The organism is Streptococcus himalayensis (genome assembly GCF_001708305.1).
Lineage (GTDB): Bacteria > Bacillota > Bacilli > Lactobacillales > Streptococcaceae > Streptococcus > Streptococcus himalayensis.
In genome coordinates this window covers 1,357,312-1,373,993 of sequence record NZ_CP016953.1, presented here as the reverse complement: position 1 = coordinate 1,373,993, position 16,682 = coordinate 1,357,312, and the positions used below count along the sequence as shown (strand labels likewise).

Sequence of the window (16,682 nt, the reverse complement as noted above, 5' to 3'; positions counted from 1 at the left end):
ACTAAAAAGGCTTGCTACTGCTGAGCTATTCTTCTCTTTCCCCTAAGCGTTTCAGCTCTGCTAAGAGCTCATGATGGCTGACAATGAGGTTATAAATCGTATCTTCTCCCAGCACTCCACGAGGCATATCTGACGGAAATTTCCCCTCATTGTCCATCTCATAGTGCTTGCGCCAGTCACTTTCGTAGTAAGCGAGTAATCTAGCAAAATCTTCCTCTAAGTCCTCAAAAGCAGCCAGCGAGCTCTCGAGCTGTTCAAAGACAGCAGCTGCACGATTGGCAATAGCTTCCATAATCTGAATGGTGTTTAGTTCTTTTTTCATACTGCTAGTATAGCAAAAAATCGACTGCCATACACCTTTAATACTCATCGAACTTCAAAAATAGAGCTTTTATCTATCACTATTTAGTTTTTACTATAAAATAGAGCAAACTAAATACCTTAAAAATGATACCTTCACAGTAAATAGAGCCTAAGTTACTTGCGTCCATATCACCTAACACTTTATAAACATCAACATCCGACTAGCTTCCACAATTGAGAATTGTGGGATGTGATAAATAAAACTAGCATAGCTTGTGTCCTAAAAATCGCAGGCAGAACTAGAGGTTATGCTGAGGATTATTTCATAAGCCTTACTTCCAATCTTCAACAGTCCGCTGAACTGTTGAAGCAAGGTGAGTGAACGGCATCACATGTTGATATTTGACGAGTATAAATCCCATGAAAAAAGCTTCAGCTAGACAAGCTAACTGAAACTTTTCTTTAGACTTCTTTTACATGGAAAAATTCTGTGACAACCAAGCCCGTTTCAGAGAACCTAAGACCTTCATCTGGCAGCGTTCGTTCCCAGAACTCTCCAAAGATTTTCTTCCAATCCTCGACACTGCGATCTCCCTCGCCATTAGCCCAGGCTGTTCGTTCCGAAATATCACAAAATCGCTCCACTACAATCTCGTCTGTCTGCAATAAAACTTCAGCAGTCGGATTGTCCGCATCATCCAGCATAATCGAGCAAGTCCCCACCTCACTCTGGCTAGGAACCCCCTCGCCACATGCCAAATACGAATCATGCCAAGATGAGGTAGCTGTTTTGATGCCCTTCACTGTCAAATCATATAAATCCTTATATTCTGCTGGATGAGCCCACACTTCTAAATCAGGATATTTTTTCTGCAAATCTCCAAATTTCGCCATGGCTATCCCTGCCAGTTTTCTTGGTCTTCCTTAAAACGTTCTAACAAGGCCAAGCCTTCGCTAGATACATAACCTTCTTCCTCGGCTAGCTGAATGAGCTCTGTGTAGTTGGACAAGGTCACCAATCTCACCCCTTTTGCTGCAAAATTGCGATCAGCCTTGGGTAGCTGATAGGTGAAAATGGCAACAACTCCAAGGACATCTGCCCCCTCTCGCTCAGCTGCTGCTACCGCTTCAAGGACAGATCCCCCTGTTGAAATCAAATCTTCCACAACGACCATCTTTTGTCCTTTTTCAAGACGCCCTTCAATTTGATTGCCTGCACCGTGATCCTTTGGCTTACTCCGGATATAGGCAAAAGGCAGATTCATCTTATCTGCGATGATAGCCCCATGAGGAATTCCTGCCGTTGCAGTTCCTGCGATAACCTCCACTTCTGGAAATTCTTTTGCAATCGCTTCAACAAAGCCATTTTCAATCAAGGTTCGTGTTTCAGGATAGGCCAGTGTGACCCGATTATCCGTATAAATCGGGGAGTGAATGCCGCTCGCCCAAGTGAAGGGATTTTCTGGTTGGAGGTAAACGGCACGAATCTTTAATAAATCACGCGCAATATCTTTTGCTAAAGTCATCTTTTCTTCCTTTCTTATCTTATGCTTGATTCCATTCCTCTTTAATCGCATGGTAAGCCGCGACCGGATCCTTGGCCTGTGTAATTGGGCGTCCCACGACAATATAATTGCTCCCAATGAGTTGAGCGTCATGCGGGGTCATGACCCGCTTTTGGTCTCCGACTGCTGTCCCGCTCGGACGAATCCCCGGCGTCAGGCAAATAAAGTCCTCAGAGGTTGCCCCCTTAATCAGGGCCACTTCATGGGCTGAGCAAACCACCCCATCTAGCCCTGCTTCTGCAGTCTTTTGGGCATAGTGAACGACCGACTCTTCCAGACTGGTTTGAATGTTTTGACACTCCCGCATGTCCTCTTCTGTTGTAGAAGTTAGCTGGGTCACCGCAATGAGGATGGCTTCCTGCTCCAAGCCAGCTTTTGCCGCCCGCATCATCTCGACCCCACCTGCAGCCTGAACAGTCATCATATCAACTCCCAAGCGAGATAAAACTCCCATGGTAGACTGAACTGTATTAGGAATATCATGGAGTTTCAAATCTAGAAAAATGCTGTGTCCTAGACTTTTGACATAGTGGACAATCTCTGGACCTGTGGCATAGTATAATTCCATACCAATCTTTACAAAAAGCTTTTCTTCTGTAGGGAAAAGGGCTAGAAATTCCTTGACATGGTCAAAGGAAGGAAAGTCTAAAGCCACAATCGGACGTGTTTCGTGCATGGTTTCTCCTTTGGAATCTTTCATTCAAAAAAACCTTGCCAGTAGGCAAGGTTGCACGAAAAAGCAAGGGACACTCCCTTTTTTAAACGGTCAACCTTGGTAGCCTCTCTGGACTGCATTAAAGGTTCTATTGTTATCAATCATTCTAACGATTTTTGGGGGATTTGTCAAGTAAAATCTAGCTTCTCAGCTCTTTCTGGACAGTTTTTCGCAATTCTTCTAAACTGTCAATCCCATATCGATCCATAACTTTGGGTAAATCCTCAATAATCTGTGGACAGGCATAGGGATCTGTGAAATTAGCCGTGCCCACTCCGATAGCAGAGGCCCCCGCCACAAACATTTCCAAAGCTTTTTCTGCCGAATCTACTCCTCCCATCCCAATAATGGGAAGCGAACTAGCCTGTGCAACTTGGCGAATTAATTTTAGGGCCACGGGAAAAATCGCGGGTCCACTCATCCCTCCCGTCCCATTTGCAATAATAGGCTTTCGGGTCGCTAGATGAAAACGCATCCCTACTAAGGTGTTAATCATGGTAAAACCAACTGCTCCTGCATCCTCAACAGCCTTCGCGACTTGAGTAATATCTGCAACACTTGGCGTCAACTTGACATAAACAGGAACGAAAGATGCTTCTACACTGGCCTTGACCGCTTCATAGGCTAACTCAGGAACCTGGCCGATTAAAAGACCTTGATTGCCATGGTCAACATTGGGACAGGAGATGTTCAGCTCAATGGCTTTAACGTTTTTTGCCCTTGAAATCTTGCTGGATACATAGGCATATTCTTCATTGGAAAAACCAGCTACATTGGCAATGATGGGGAGATGAGGATATTCTCTTTCTAGCCAGGGTAATTTTTCTGCCAACACAACATCCACACCTGGATTTTGTAGGCCAATCGCGTTCAACATACCGGCCGGTGTCTCTGCCACACGTGGCGTAGGATTGCCAAAACGAGGGTGCTGGGTCGTAGCCTTTATCATAATGGAACCCAGTACATCCAAATCGTAGTATTTAGCATATTCCTGACCAAAGCCAAAGCAGCCAGAAGCTGGGATAATCGGATTTTTCAACTCTAATCCTGGGAGTGATACCGCTAAACGATTGCTCATCTTCTTACCTCCTAGACCATGATGGTTCCCGTTTGGAAAACAGGACCTTCTTCACACACTCGCTTATGGGCAGCTGCTCCTTGGTCCTTAGGATGAACCACGCAAGCATAGCAAGCTCCCATACCACAAGCCATCCGAGCTTCCATGGAAATGTAGGCTCTCGGATGATGTTCAAATGCCTGATTTACATAGGCCAACATGCCTGGAGCTCCGCAAGCATAGACCGCAGAAAATTCCTCTGACAACTGATCCACCACCTGAGAAACATAGCCTTGCTGGCCATAGCTCCCGTCGTCTGTTGTCACCAAAACACGACCATAACACTGCAATTCTTCCTCTAAAATCACACTAGTCGCTGTTCCAAAGCCAAGAACGCTGGTCACCTCAACTCCTCTCGCATGAAGGACCTTCGCCACTTCCACCAAAGGAGGGACGCCGATGCCTCCACCGATGATTAAGACTTTGTCTTTAGCACCAAGCCCTGATACATCAAAGCCATTGCCCTGCGGCCCCATGCAATCAATTCGCTGACCAGGCTGCATTCGAGAAAAGATACGCGTCCCATCTCCTTCCACCCGATAAATCAAACGAGCGATTTTTTTCTCTTTGTCAATCGCTGAAATAGAAATCGGTCTTCTCAATAACTTTGCCTCATCAGGTACCCGCATGTGTAAAAATTGCCCCGGCTGCATCTCAAGCACCATTTCCCCAGCTAGTTCTATCGAGAAAATACGAGGAGCAATCTCGCTTTGTGAGATAATTTCCATTTGCTCCAGCATAATTTTCCCCAAACGACGTTTACAAGTTTCTTCTGCCATCTTACCCTCGCTTATCAAAAGAGGTCAAAACCTCCGTTTTAACCTCTTAGACGATTGCTAGAAAGACTTACTTTACTCTGTTACAACTATTCCACTCCCCATGCATATCCCACCGTCAATGATTGGCCTAAAATCCTCATGTTAAAAAGAGGAGAGCACCCAAACCCAATTGATTTGTAACTGGCTATCACTTGTTTGAGGATGGGCTAGCTTTGTCTGTCAGTTACCACAACTCACTGGATGAGAAATCTAGCTACACTAGATGGTTCTGCAACTTCCAACCATCTCCCAGATGGTTGGAACCTTGTAAGTCTCTCTGGACCTGCTTAAAGGTTAAATTTTCACTATTCTACACCTAAAATGCTTTTTTGTCAATCCTAAATATGATAAAATAAGACTATGAGAATTCAACAATTACATTACATTATTAAAATCGTCGAAACAGGGAGTATGAACGAGGCGGCTAAGCAATTGTTCATCACCCAGCCTAGTCTGTCCAATGCCGTTCGGGATTTGGAAAACGAGATGGGCATTGATATTTTTATCCGCAATCCAAAAGGTATCACGCTCACAAGAGATGGGATGGAATTTCTCTCCTATGCACGTCAAGTGGTTGAGCAGACCCAGCTCTTAGAAGAACGCTATAAAAATCCTGTAGCCAATCGCGAGCTCTTTAGCGTCTCTTCCCAGCACTATGCCTTTGTCGTTAACGCCTTTGTCTCGCTCCTCAAAAAAAGCGATATGGAGAAATACGAGCTCTTCTTGCGGGAAACCAGAACTTGGGAAATCATTGATGATGTCAAGAATTTTCGCAGTGAAATCGGCGTTCTCTTTCTCAATAGCTACAACCGTGATGTCCTCTCTAAGATGTTTGATGACAATCACCTCAAGGCCACACATCTCTTCACAGCTCAACCCCACATCTTTGTCAGCAAGTTCAATCCCTTGGCCAAGAAAAAGCGGGTCCAACTGTCTGATTTGGAAAACTTCCCTTATCTCAGCTATGATCAAGGAACCCACAATTCTTTTTATTTCTCAGAAGAAATCCTCTCTCAAGAACACCATAAAAAATCGATTGTCGTTAGCGACCGGGCAACCCTCTTTAATCTCTTGATTGGGCTGGATGGCTATACCATTGCCACAGGGATTTTAAACAGCAACCTCAATGGGGACAATATCGTCTCCATCCCTCTTGATATTGACGACCCCATTGAACTAGTCTATCTCCAGCATGAAAAGGCTAGCCTATCTAAAATGGGCGAACGATTTATCGATTATCTACTAGATGAAGTCAAATTTGATCACTAATATCCAAGACTAGCTGAATGAATCCGTTTCAAAGTCGACGTTGGCCTTAGCATTTTTTCCTGTTTCAATATGCCTCACTAGACTGGTGCGAAAACTCAATGAGGTCATTTTAAAAACCAGCGATAGAGATGTTTTTTGAACTGCTTGTATGTCAAAATGAAATGTTTCCAAACAAGTCGATTATACAATGCTGACAACCCTACCACTAAAACACTCCAGGATCTTTATTGATTCTGGAGTGTTTTGCATTTATAGGAAGCGTCCAATCCTTTGACAAAAGACAATCAAGGATTTGGTTATGAGACGGAGTGAAAGAGTACCGTGGACTGAACGAATTCAGAACAACTGCAAATAGAAAAAGTTCCAGAGTCAAGCAAGACTTTGGAACTTTTTCAATATACCTCGTTATGGAGCGGTTACTTACTTACCATTGGACAACAATAGCAAACAAAAAAGACCTATCAGCTAGCTTTCGCTAGCCAATAGGTCTATGGACAGTCCTGCTAAGAGGACTTCTCTACTTTTTTTCTCCTTGTAGAGTGACGCCAATAGCGCCGGCTACAAATCGGGCTGCAGAAGGTCTGACGACGGTCAATAGTCCCTGCAATCGTCGTCACAACACGACCACATTGCTTGCACACAAAGGTGCGAGGATACTGAAAATGATTCTCTTGTTGCATAGGCAGTATCTCTATAAAACCTTAGTCTTCGTTTTCTGACTTCTTCTTCATTGCTGCAAGAAGAGCTGTCAATCCGAGTGCTGCTGCACCGTAAACCATGCCAGTTTGCCCAGCTGCATCACCCGTATTTGGCAATGATTCTGTACCTTGTTTCATGTACTGTGGAGTCACTTCCTTCGCAGGTTCTGCTGGCTTAGCCGGGTCAGCTGGTTTTTCTGGAATTGGTTTCGCTGGTACCAATTTATCTTCTGGGACTATCGGTTCATTTGGTACATAAGGAATATGGGTATTTTCACCTGGATTCTTCGGTACTGGTGGGATATAGCCCTTGCTTGGATCGTTTGGATCCACTGGTTTCAATGGATTTCCTGCTGGATCATGCGGAGTATATCCTGGTACGTATGGAATGATTGGTGTTCCTGGCTTGTTCGGATCAATTGGAGAATCTGGATTCGCTGGGTCAAACGGATATGGCAGACTTGGACGTCCATTTTCTGGCACACCTGGGATTTCTGGAATCCAGTTCCCTACTTTTTGGTAAACGTAAGTAACAACTGTTTCACCTTTAACAACTTTACCATTTTCCATACCTTCAGTCTTACTTGATACACGAACATACTTGTGACCATTGAATGTAATTTCTGGTTTGATATGGTCAGTTGTGTCATACGGTGTTCCCACATCAGATTCTGGTGTGTCTGTCACTTGTGGTGCAATCACATTACCGTCTGTATCCTTATAGCGAACAACAACCGTTCCGGCAGGTGTATAAGGTACTGGCGTATCTTTCGTTGGATCGTTTGGATCGGTAATCGTTGGCGGAATATATCCTTGTTTTGGATCGTTCGGATCTTTTGGTTTCAACGGATTACCATTAGGATCTTTTGGTGTATATCCTGGTACATATGGTAATGGCGGATTATCTTGTGGATCTTCCGGTGTATTATCATACGGTACTTTTTCCGGATCTTTTGGTCTATTTGGATTTGGATCTTCGATATGTGGTACATAGCTTCCGTTTGGCACATAAGGTACTGGTGTATTCTCAGACGGATCTTCCGGATTCGTGATCGCTGGTGGAATATATCCTTGCGTTGGATCATTTGGATCTTTTGGTTTCAATGGATTACCATTAGGATCTTTTGGTGTATATCCTGGTACATATGGTAATGGCGGATTATCTTGTGGATCTTCCGGTGTATTATCATACGGTACTTTTTCCGGATCTTTTGGTCTATTTGGATTTGGATCTTCGATATGTGGTACATAACTTCCTGGTTCCTTCGGAGCTGGTTTCTCAGGCACGTAAGGAATATGTGTATCTTCACCTGGTGTATTTGGCACTGGTGGCACATAACCTTGTTTTGGATCGTTTGGATCCACTGGTTTCAATGGATTACCGTTTGGATCGTTTGGAATGTATCCTGGTACGTACGGAATCACCGGCGGTGTATTCGGTTGATTTGGATCGTTTGGTTTCGTTGGATCAACTGGCGAATCTGGATCCGTTGGATCAAACGGATATGGTAATTTCGGACGATCTTTACCTGGTACACCTGGAATTTCTGGAATCCAGTTCCCTACTTTTTGGTAAACATAAGTGACTTCCGTAGTTCCCTCAACCACTTTACCTGTTTCAGCACCCATAGTCTTAACTAATACATAAACTGTACCGTCTTTCAACTCAATGCGTTCTGGTTTTGTGGATTCATTTTCAGGGTTCTTAGCATCCGTCGTATCATAGTCAGTTCCCACTGGTGAAACTGGTGTATCAATACGGTCTTTCGCAATTGTTTCACCATTTGTATTAACATAGTGGACAATTACTGAACCAACTTTCGCACCCACTGGAACGTAAGGAATAAATGTATCTTCACCTGGTTCATTTGGTACTGGTGGTACATAACCCTTATTCGGATCTTTTGGATCAACTGGTTTAAGTGGTGTATTACCAGTTGGATCCGTTGGATCTTTCGGTTCAAATCCTGGTACATATGGAATTACCGGTGGTGTATTTGGTTGATTTGGATCGTTCGGTTTCGTTGGGTCAATCGGAGAATCTGGATGTTCTGGATCGAATGGATACGGAATTTCTGGACGATCTTTACCTGGTACACCTGGAATTAATGGAATCCAGTTCCCTACTTTTTGGTAAACGTAAGTAACAACTGTTTCACCTTTAACAACTTTACCATTTTCCATACCTTCAGTCTTACTTGGTACACGAACATACTTGTGACCATTGAATGTAATTTCTGGTTTGATATGGTCAGTTGTGTCATACGGTGTTCCCACATCAGATTCTGGTGTGTCTGTCACTTGTGGTGCAATCACATTACCGTCTGTATCCTTGTAGCGAACAACAACCGTTCCGGCAGGTGTATAAGGTACTGGCGTATCTTTCGTTGGGTCGTTTGGATCCGTAATCGTTGGTGGAATATATCCTTGTGTTGGATCATTCGGATCTTTTGGTTTCAATGGATTACCATTAGGATCTTTTGGTCGATATCCTGGTACATATGGTAATGGTGGATTATCTTTTGGATCTTCCGGTGTATTATCGTACGGTACTTTTTCCGGATCTTTCGGTTTATTTGGATCTGGAGTTGGATCGTCGATAAACGGCACATAGCCTCCGTTTGGTTCATACGGTATTGGTGTATCCTGAGAAGGATCGTTTGGATCGGTGATCGTTGGTGGGACATAGCCCTTCTTAGGATCATTCGGATCTTTTGGTTTCAACGGATCGCCATTTGGATCTTTTGGTGTATGACCTGGTACGTATGGCACCGGTGGGTTATCTTTTGGATCCTTCGGTGTATCATCATACGGTACTTTTGGTAATTCATATTTCGGATCTGGATCTTTTGGATTTGGATTTTCAGGATCGTTTGGTACGTATGGCACATAATTTCCGTATTCTTCATACACATACGTTACCGTTAATGTTCCTTCAATTACAGAACCTTTTTCAGCTGCTGAACCAGCTTTTACTTCTCTATAATGGTAAACTTTACCGTCTTTATAAAGTTTCTCTGGTTTGTAATCGGTTGTGTCGTAGTCCGTTCCAACTTTTGCATTGACAGTGTCATTGATGTCTGTTGCGAGTGTCTCACCTTTTGTATTGACATACTTGATAACGACTGATCCAACCTTATCAGCTGGTGCTGGAGTTGGTGGTGTTTCTTTCAAGCGATAAACGTATGTAACATTTGTCGTACCTGGTACTACTTTACCAGTTTCATGACCTTGCGTTAATGCTGGAAGCAATTCATACTCTTTACCGTCTTTTGTAACAGTTGGAAGTTTGTGCTCCATAGTATCATAACCAACACCAGTTGAGCTTTCAGGTGTATCTACGACATCTTCTTTAATGGTTTTTCCATCAATATCTATATAATGAACGACAACCTTACCTTTTACTTCTTCGTAAATGTAGGTTACTTTGGCAGTATCACCTGATGGCACTTCACCTTGTTCTTTACCTTCAGTAAGATTTGGAACACGCTTATAGGTCTTACCGTCTGGGGTCTTGATTTCTTCTTCAATGCGATCAGTTGTATCGTACGGTTTACCTGGTTCTGCATTTTCTTCATCAGTGACTGGGTCTTTGATGACTTTACCGTCTTTGTCTTTGTAATTTACAACGACATTTCCAGCTTTTTCGTAGACATAGATGACAGTTGTTGTCTCCTCTGTCACTTCGCCTTCTTCAGGTGCTGATTTTTCATCAACTTTCTTGTAGTAGTAAACTTCAGTCTTATCACCGTCTTTGGTAGTAATCGTACTTTCTACCTTATCATAGGTTTCGTAGTGACTACCTACTGGGGCATCTTTCGTATCGGTAACTTTCTCTTTAATTTCATTACCTTTTTCATCGACGTATTTGACAATGACTGATCCTACTTGTTGTTTGTACACAATCAATTGATCGTTGATGCCTGTAATCTCACCTGTTTCAGAAATCATGGCTGTTTGAGCTGGTGCATCTTTTTCAGCTTTATTTTCCTTATAATAGTGTGTATAACCATCTTTTTCTGGTGATACAACAGCTGGAGCTTCTGCGACTTCAGCTTTCCAAGGAGAAACTGTGTATGTACCTGTCACATGATCCATTGTCACTGTACGAGTAAAGCGAACTTTTTGAACAACATCTTTGAAGACCGCCTCATCATCATTACCTTCTTTACCTTCATAACGGTAACGAATTGTACGAGTAGCTTCACGAACAAGGTCTCCTACTTCATTTGGCCAACGTGGGCTACGTGGATCTTCTGGATTTACAGGGTCACCTGGTTTTGGTCTTGGATTGTCCGGTGTGTCCGGCGTATCTGGCGTTACAGGTGTCACTTTATGTTTCAACGTTACTATGTATTGTTGTGATGGTTTTTCTTGTGACGGATCTGTGACATCATCAAATACAATTGGATTTGGTACACCGTCAGAAACTAATTCCCAACCTTTGTCTGTGTACATCTTAATCCGTGATGCAGTTGTGTAATCAGACTCTTTACCTGCTAGACCTTCTTTTTTATCCACACCCTCTAATTGAACTGGTTTCTTAGGATCTGTGACATCATAGTAAGTGATGGTCGCGTATTGCTTATCTGCTTCAGGTGCTGTCACAGGTGTGTAGAGAATTAATTGATCATGGATACCTGAAATCACACCTTCTTTAGAAATCATGGCTGTTTCTTTTGGTGCATCTTTATCAAAAGTATAGCCAGCTTTATCTTTTGACTTCTCTGCTGGTGCATCTGCTACCACTGGCATCCATTCACCATAAGATACAATCTTACCAGTTACTTTATCGACATTGGCAGTGCGTTTGAATTTCACTGTTTGAACAATGTCACCAAAGACTTCTTCATCCTCTACTTTTGGTTTGTCTGCATAACGGTAACGAATTGTACGTGTTGCTTCACGAACAAGGTCTTCTTTTGAAAGATCAGGCCATTTTGGTCCATCTGGATCTTTTGGATTGATTGGTTGATTTGGATCTTTTGGACTATCTGGATCAACTGGTTCAATCGCATGTTTCAAGGTTACTTCGTATTTCTGAGTAGGATCCTCATCTGAATTATCTACTTCATTATCAAAGATAATTGGTGTTGGAACATTATCGCTAACTACTTCATAACCTTTGTCAAGATATTCTTGAACCCTCTTTTGTTTTTTCTCTGGATCCGTTGTGTAGTCTGATTTATCGCCAGCGGTACCACTTTCTTTATCCACATCACCAAGCTGAGTTTTATTGTTTGGATCTGTGACATCGTAGTAAGTGATGGTTGCGTGTTGCTTGATTGGTACCGGCACTTCTGGTGTAACCGGAGCATACAAGATTTTTTGATCTTCAAGACCAGAAATCACACCCTCTTTAGATATCGTCGCTGTTTGAGCTAATACATCTTTTTGAGCTTTTGTAGCATCTGCTTGGTTATAGTGCGTGTGTCCCTCTTTTGAGCCAGATATAACAGCTGGTGCTTCATCAACAATCGCTTTCCAATCAGAATAAGTCACTTTACCAGTCACATGATCGACAGTTGCAGTACGTCTGAATTTAACCGTTTGTTCCACATCTGGGAAGACTTTCATCGTGTCATCATCTGGTGTGTTTTCATAACGGTAGCGAATTGTACGTGTTGCTGTACGCTCAAGTTCATTCGCTAAATCAGGCCATTTTGGTCCTTTTGGATCATTCGGATTAATCGGTGTTCCTGGTGTTGGTTGTGGCGTGTCTGGTGTAATCGGTGTTGTTTTATGTTTTAAAGTAACTTGATATTTTTGACTTGGGTCATCTTCAGAATTATCTGCTTTCCCATCGAATGTGATTGGACTTGGTACGCCGTCATTTACAAGCTCATATCCTTTATTGAGATAATCTTCAAGTCGTTTCACTGTTGTGTAAGGAGAGTTTTCACCCTCAACACCATTCGTTTTATCAACCTCACCTAACTTCTCTTTAGTGTCCTCGTTAATCTTAGTTGGATCTTGCTTATCTGTTACATCGTAGTAAGTGATCGTTGCGTATTGAGGATCTTTTGGAGCCTCTGGTGCTGGTTTCACAGCATACACATAAGTTACAACGAGTGTCTTACCAGCTTGTACAACCCCATTTTCAGGTTCATTTCCAGGCTGACCTGTTTGAATTTCCTTAAAGACATATTCAACGTCATCTTTTGTAATCGTTGGGTCCTTTTGTTCGGAAGTGTTGTATTGTGTACCTGGTTTGACATTGGTTTCATCTTCAACATCTTTATCTTTTAGAAGTTGTCCTTGTTCATTTACATAACGAACGACAACACTACCTGCTTGCTCATAGATATAAGTAACTGTTTGATCTTTCTCAGTCACTTCACCTTTTTCTGGTGCTGAATTCTCTTTTGGTTCTGTTTGAGCAAGATAATAGACTTTATCGTCTTTTGTGGTGATCTTTTCAGGCTTGTTATCAAATGTTTCGTAATGATCACCAACTGGTTTTTTGTCAGTATCTATCACGAAGTTTTCATCATTTGGTTGCAAAACCTTGTCTTTGATAGGGTGTCCATCTTTATCTTCGAATTTAACAAAGACAGAACCTGTTTTTTCAACTGGTTTTTCTGGAACATCATAGACATAGGTTACATGAAGTATTTCACCTGCCTTGATTTGTCCTTTTTCAGGTGCATTTCCTGGTTGACCTGTTTGAATTTGCTTAAAGACATAAGTAACATCACCTTTTGTGATCGTTTGATCTTTACGGTCAGCTGTTTCATAATCTGAACCTGGTTTGCCATTTACAACATCATCTACTGGAGCTTTAATTTCTTCTCCTTGAGTATTTACGTAATGGACTTTGACGTTACCAGCTTTTTCATACAGATAAGTTACTTCTTTATTGACACCTGCCGTTACTTCGCCACTTTCAGGTGCTGAACCGTCTTTTGGTTTGCTTTGTGCAAGATAGTAAGTTGAGCCGTCTGTACCGTCTAATTTTTCAGGTTTTCGGTCGTAAGTGTCATATTTTGTTCCATCTGGTTGATTATCAGTATCGGTAACTTTGTTTGCTATTGGTTGACCTGTTGTCTTATCCTCATAGTTTACAAAGACAGAACCTGGTTTCAATGCATACACTTTGATGACGTGTGTCGTACCTTCTTTTATCTTTCCAGTAGTTCCACCGATATGGTTCAGTTCATCAGTTTTGATTTCCTTACCATCAACAATGTTTGTCTTAGAAAGTTCTTTAAAGGCGTAGACTTTTCCATTAACAGTAATTTCTGCTTTATGGTGGTCATCTTCCGTATCGTAGGCAGCATCAATATTGCCATCAGTCGTATCAGTTTCTTTTGGAGAAAGGGTATTTCCATTTTCATCTACAAAGTAAACGTCGACATTACCTTTGACTGCCTTGTAGACATAAGTAACATGGTGTTCACCTTGCATCAAGTCACCAGACGGTGCAATACCTTCCATATCATTTGCAGCGATTATTTTTTCACCATCGACTGTATCCAGTTTTTTGGTTTCTAGGTTATTCTCTGCTCCAACTGTACCGACATTGTAGTCTCCTGCTGAAACAAGTTTGTAGGTTACATCGCCTGATTTAATCGTTGGTTTGCGGACGTTATCCGTCTTTGTATCGTATTGCGTCTTGTTTTCTGTACCTGGAGCTATAACTGGCTGTTCAGAGACAGCTTCTACAGGGTCTTGTAGTTTTTTACCGTCTGTGTCTACATAGTGTACAGTGACTTTTCCTTTATTAAGGATCTCAGGGTTACTCGCTGTGACTGGCAGGGCTGTAAAGCGAGCAGAATCTGCATAACGATAGTTCCCCCCAGTTTGCAAAGCACGAGTATTTATTGGATTTCCATTATGATCAAAAAACGTTACCAAATGGAAACCAGGTGCAGGTCCAGGTCTTTTCGGATCATCCACCATAATCGATCCGCCTGGATGGTCAGGATCGTCAACTTGCACCTTTTCCGTAAGGTCTGCGTTATTCCCTGGATTTGCCGTGCTCCATTCCTTTTTAAGTAATGTCACACCAAACTTGGATGTTTTTCCGGCCTCTTCTTTATCTGGATGCATAGTACCGTTAATAATGATACCAGGTCTTGAATAGTCTCCAAAGAAACGAATCGTTGCTTCTTTCTTGTCCTCACTAATCTTCTCGATGATCATATACGTGTCTTTTGGAGTTACATAGACACTTCCATCCGTTGAATTTGCTTGTGGTTTACCATCCTTATCATACGGCATATAATACACTGGAAGGCGAGTCCCTAGCATCAAATTATCGCCCCAAATATATGGATTTGGATTGGTATCCTTAGCTTTGATTTTAGCTACAAATCCATTTGGTAGCCCACCGACTTCACCATTAAAGGTTAGAATTGCATCATTTTCAACCTCTTTTGAAAAGGCAATATCTTCTGCATCTCCAAGCGGTCGAAAATCATACAACATGGTATTAAAGCGAAGATAAGGTTTGGTATCTCCAGGACCAAACCGTCTATAAGTTGTACCAGCACCATTATTTAACGGATTTTGAATATAGTCTTTCTCTGCAGCCACTTGACCATTCACTAAAACTTTGAATTTAACTGTGTGAGGTTGTGTCACACCTAAAGTTTGGACATTAGAATTACGATTAATTTCCGCTTTTACGTCCTTAAGTCCTTCTACATTTTCATTGAAGGTAACTTTATATTTAATTTTCTTAGACATATAGTCTGAAGATGCAGACAAATCAAAACGTGTAGGATCCTGTGAATCTTGAGCACGGTAGTAATCACTTTCATAACCAACACGCTCTACCGTACCAATCACAACTTCTTCATTAGTATCAGGATTTGTAATGACGATTTTTCTTGGAAGTTCGACTGGTACATCTTGTCCTTCGATGTAGAAATAATCGTCCTTATGTAGCTCTTGCCCCTCAAAACTCAAATTTACTTTGAATGGATTTGCAACTAAGGTTGGCAGAACATTGTATGTTGAATGAGTCCCATCAACCGTAACTTTTGGCGTCACCTGTCTTCCTTGTGTCGGTGTCTCTGTTTCCCCTAGACGGAAGCCAGTCCCTGTTGGGATTACTCGACCTTCATTAGGGAAGGTTTCGCTTCGTTTTTGGAGTCGTTTGGCTTCATTTGCGATTAACTCAAGGGCAGCTGCATCTGTCGCTTGGTTCAAGCGAGTCATAAAGCTTGCTTTCAATTCTTCTGAGAGACGAGAGTAAGCCTGGATGGTTTCTGCTGCTTGCGCTTTAGAGACTGTCAATGTATCTTTTGGAGCAGATACTTCTGGTGCTGCCTTTTCAGCGGCTGCTGTAGTTGGCGTCTCAGCTGCTTTTTCTGCTGGAGCAGTTGGGGTCTCTTTCGCTGGGATAGCTGGAGCTACTGCTTGCGAAGCGCTTTCATTTTTTGGTACTGCCTGTTCCTTACTTGACGGAGTTTCCGTAATGGTCGGAGTTACAGCGTTTGTAGCGCTTTCATTTTTTTGCGCCACACTTGGAGAAACTGCTGGTTTTTCCTGAGCAGCTACATTCACACTAGGCACTTCTTCTACGTTGACAACCGCAGCGTTAGGAGTTTCCTTTGTAGAAGCATCTTCAGGATTTACTGAAGATGGGACAACATCTGGTAAAATCGCATTTGCTTCCGTATCTTCGACCGTAGCTGATACGACTTCTGTTTCTGCTTTCGCTTCTATTGCTTCATCCGCATACACTTGAGGTACACCTAATAAAAATGAACCTAAGAAAACAGAGCCTACACCTACCTTAAATTTACGAATTGAAAAACGATCTTTTTTGCGATAAAACATCATTTTTCCTCCTTAGTATTTTTTTTGACTTCATTTCTAGAGGGGTTCATATATTACTATAAGTACTATAGCAATGCCCCCCCCCATATCAATCTGTCAAGTAGAAGGTATCATAATTTCTACAAAAAATCAAGTAAATTTCGTATTTTTTACATTTATAAAAGAAATTAGCTCACCCCCTTATTCTATTTCCGAAACTTTTCTGTATACTTTCTTATTTTTCTATTTCATTACATAAAAATGGACATTCTGTTGATTTTCATAGTGAGCATACTAGCTGTACTCTTGCTTCGCCTTTCAGCAAATACAGAACACCCATTCAACCTTTTTCAAGTCAGTTTCAGCAGGAAAGACTGAATCTACTCATTTTTTCTTGGCTATTTCAAAATCTCTAAGAGCTTTAGGAGG

Annotated in this window: 9 protein-coding genes; 1 reads left to right on the top strand and 8 read right to left on the bottom strand. The window is 42.1% G+C overall.

Going from position 1 to position 16,682, the window contains the following annotated elements; translation table 11 throughout:
* Positions 1 to 25: 25 nt before the first annotated feature.
* From BFM96_RS06350 to BFM96_RS06325, 6 genes are all read right to left on the bottom strand, one after another.
* The gene (locus BFM96_RS06350; protein ID WP_083201759.1) at positions 26 to 370 is read right to left on the bottom strand and encodes a DUF4298 domain-containing protein; all 345 of its coding nucleotides are present in this window, start codon (positions 368 to 370) and stop codon (positions 26 to 28) included.
* A gap of 395 nt (positions 371 to 765) precedes the next feature.
* Complete coding sequence (locus BFM96_RS06345) at positions 766 to 1,197, bottom strand: ASCH domain-containing protein (RefSeq protein WP_068991816.1); 432 nt, start codon at positions 1,195 to 1,197, stop codon at positions 766 to 768.
* Positions 1,198 to 1,199: 2 nt separating this feature from the next.
* Complete coding sequence (pyrE, locus tag BFM96_RS06340; protein ID WP_068991812.1) at positions 1,200 to 1,829, bottom strand: orotate phosphoribosyltransferase; 630 nt, start codon at positions 1,827 to 1,829, stop codon at positions 1,200 to 1,202.
* Between the two features lie 19 nt (positions 1,830 to 1,848).
* The gene (gene pyrF, locus BFM96_RS06335; RefSeq protein WP_068991808.1) at positions 1,849 to 2,544 is read right to left on the bottom strand and encodes an orotidine-5'-phosphate decarboxylase; all 696 of its coding nucleotides are present in this window, start codon (positions 2,542 to 2,544) and stop codon (positions 1,849 to 1,851) included.
* 178 nt (positions 2,545 to 2,722) lie between these two features.
* Complete coding sequence (locus BFM96_RS06330; protein WP_068991805.1) at positions 2,723 to 3,661, bottom strand: dihydroorotate dehydrogenase; 939 nt, start codon at positions 3,659 to 3,661, stop codon at positions 2,723 to 2,725.
* Between the two features lie 11 nt (positions 3,662 to 3,672).
* Positions 3,673 to 4,479 carry a dihydroorotate dehydrogenase electron transfer subunit gene (locus BFM96_RS06325; RefSeq protein WP_068991802.1) on the bottom strand — a complete coding sequence of 269 codons (807 nt, stop codon included), beginning with the start codon at positions 4,477 to 4,479 and terminating at the stop codon, positions 3,673 to 3,675.
* Positions 4,480 to 4,878: 399 nt separating this feature from the next.
* Between BFM96_RS06325 and BFM96_RS06320 the strand changes: the two genes are divergently transcribed.
* Positions 4,879 to 5,787, top strand: a complete 909-nt coding sequence (locus BFM96_RS06320) for a LysR family transcriptional regulator (protein WP_068991797.1) — start codon at positions 4,879 to 4,881, stop codon at positions 5,785 to 5,787.
* Between the two features lie 503 nt (positions 5,788 to 6,290).
* On the opposite strand, the gene BFM96_RS11230 is transcribed toward BFM96_RS06320, so the two are convergent.
* Both BFM96_RS11230 and BFM96_RS06315 read right to left on the bottom strand, forming a co-directional pair.
* On the bottom strand, positions 6,291 to 6,467 hold the full coding sequence (locus BFM96_RS11230) for a hypothetical protein (protein WP_188595270.1): 177 nt from the start codon (positions 6,465 to 6,467) through the stop codon (positions 6,291 to 6,293).
* A 21-nt stretch (positions 6,468 to 6,488) separates the two neighbouring features.
* Positions 6,489 to 16,274, bottom strand: a complete 9,786-nt coding sequence (locus BFM96_RS06315) for a MucBP domain-containing protein (RefSeq protein ID WP_068991794.1) — start codon at positions 16,272 to 16,274, stop codon at positions 6,489 to 6,491.
* Positions 16,275 to 16,682: the final 408 nt, after the last annotated feature.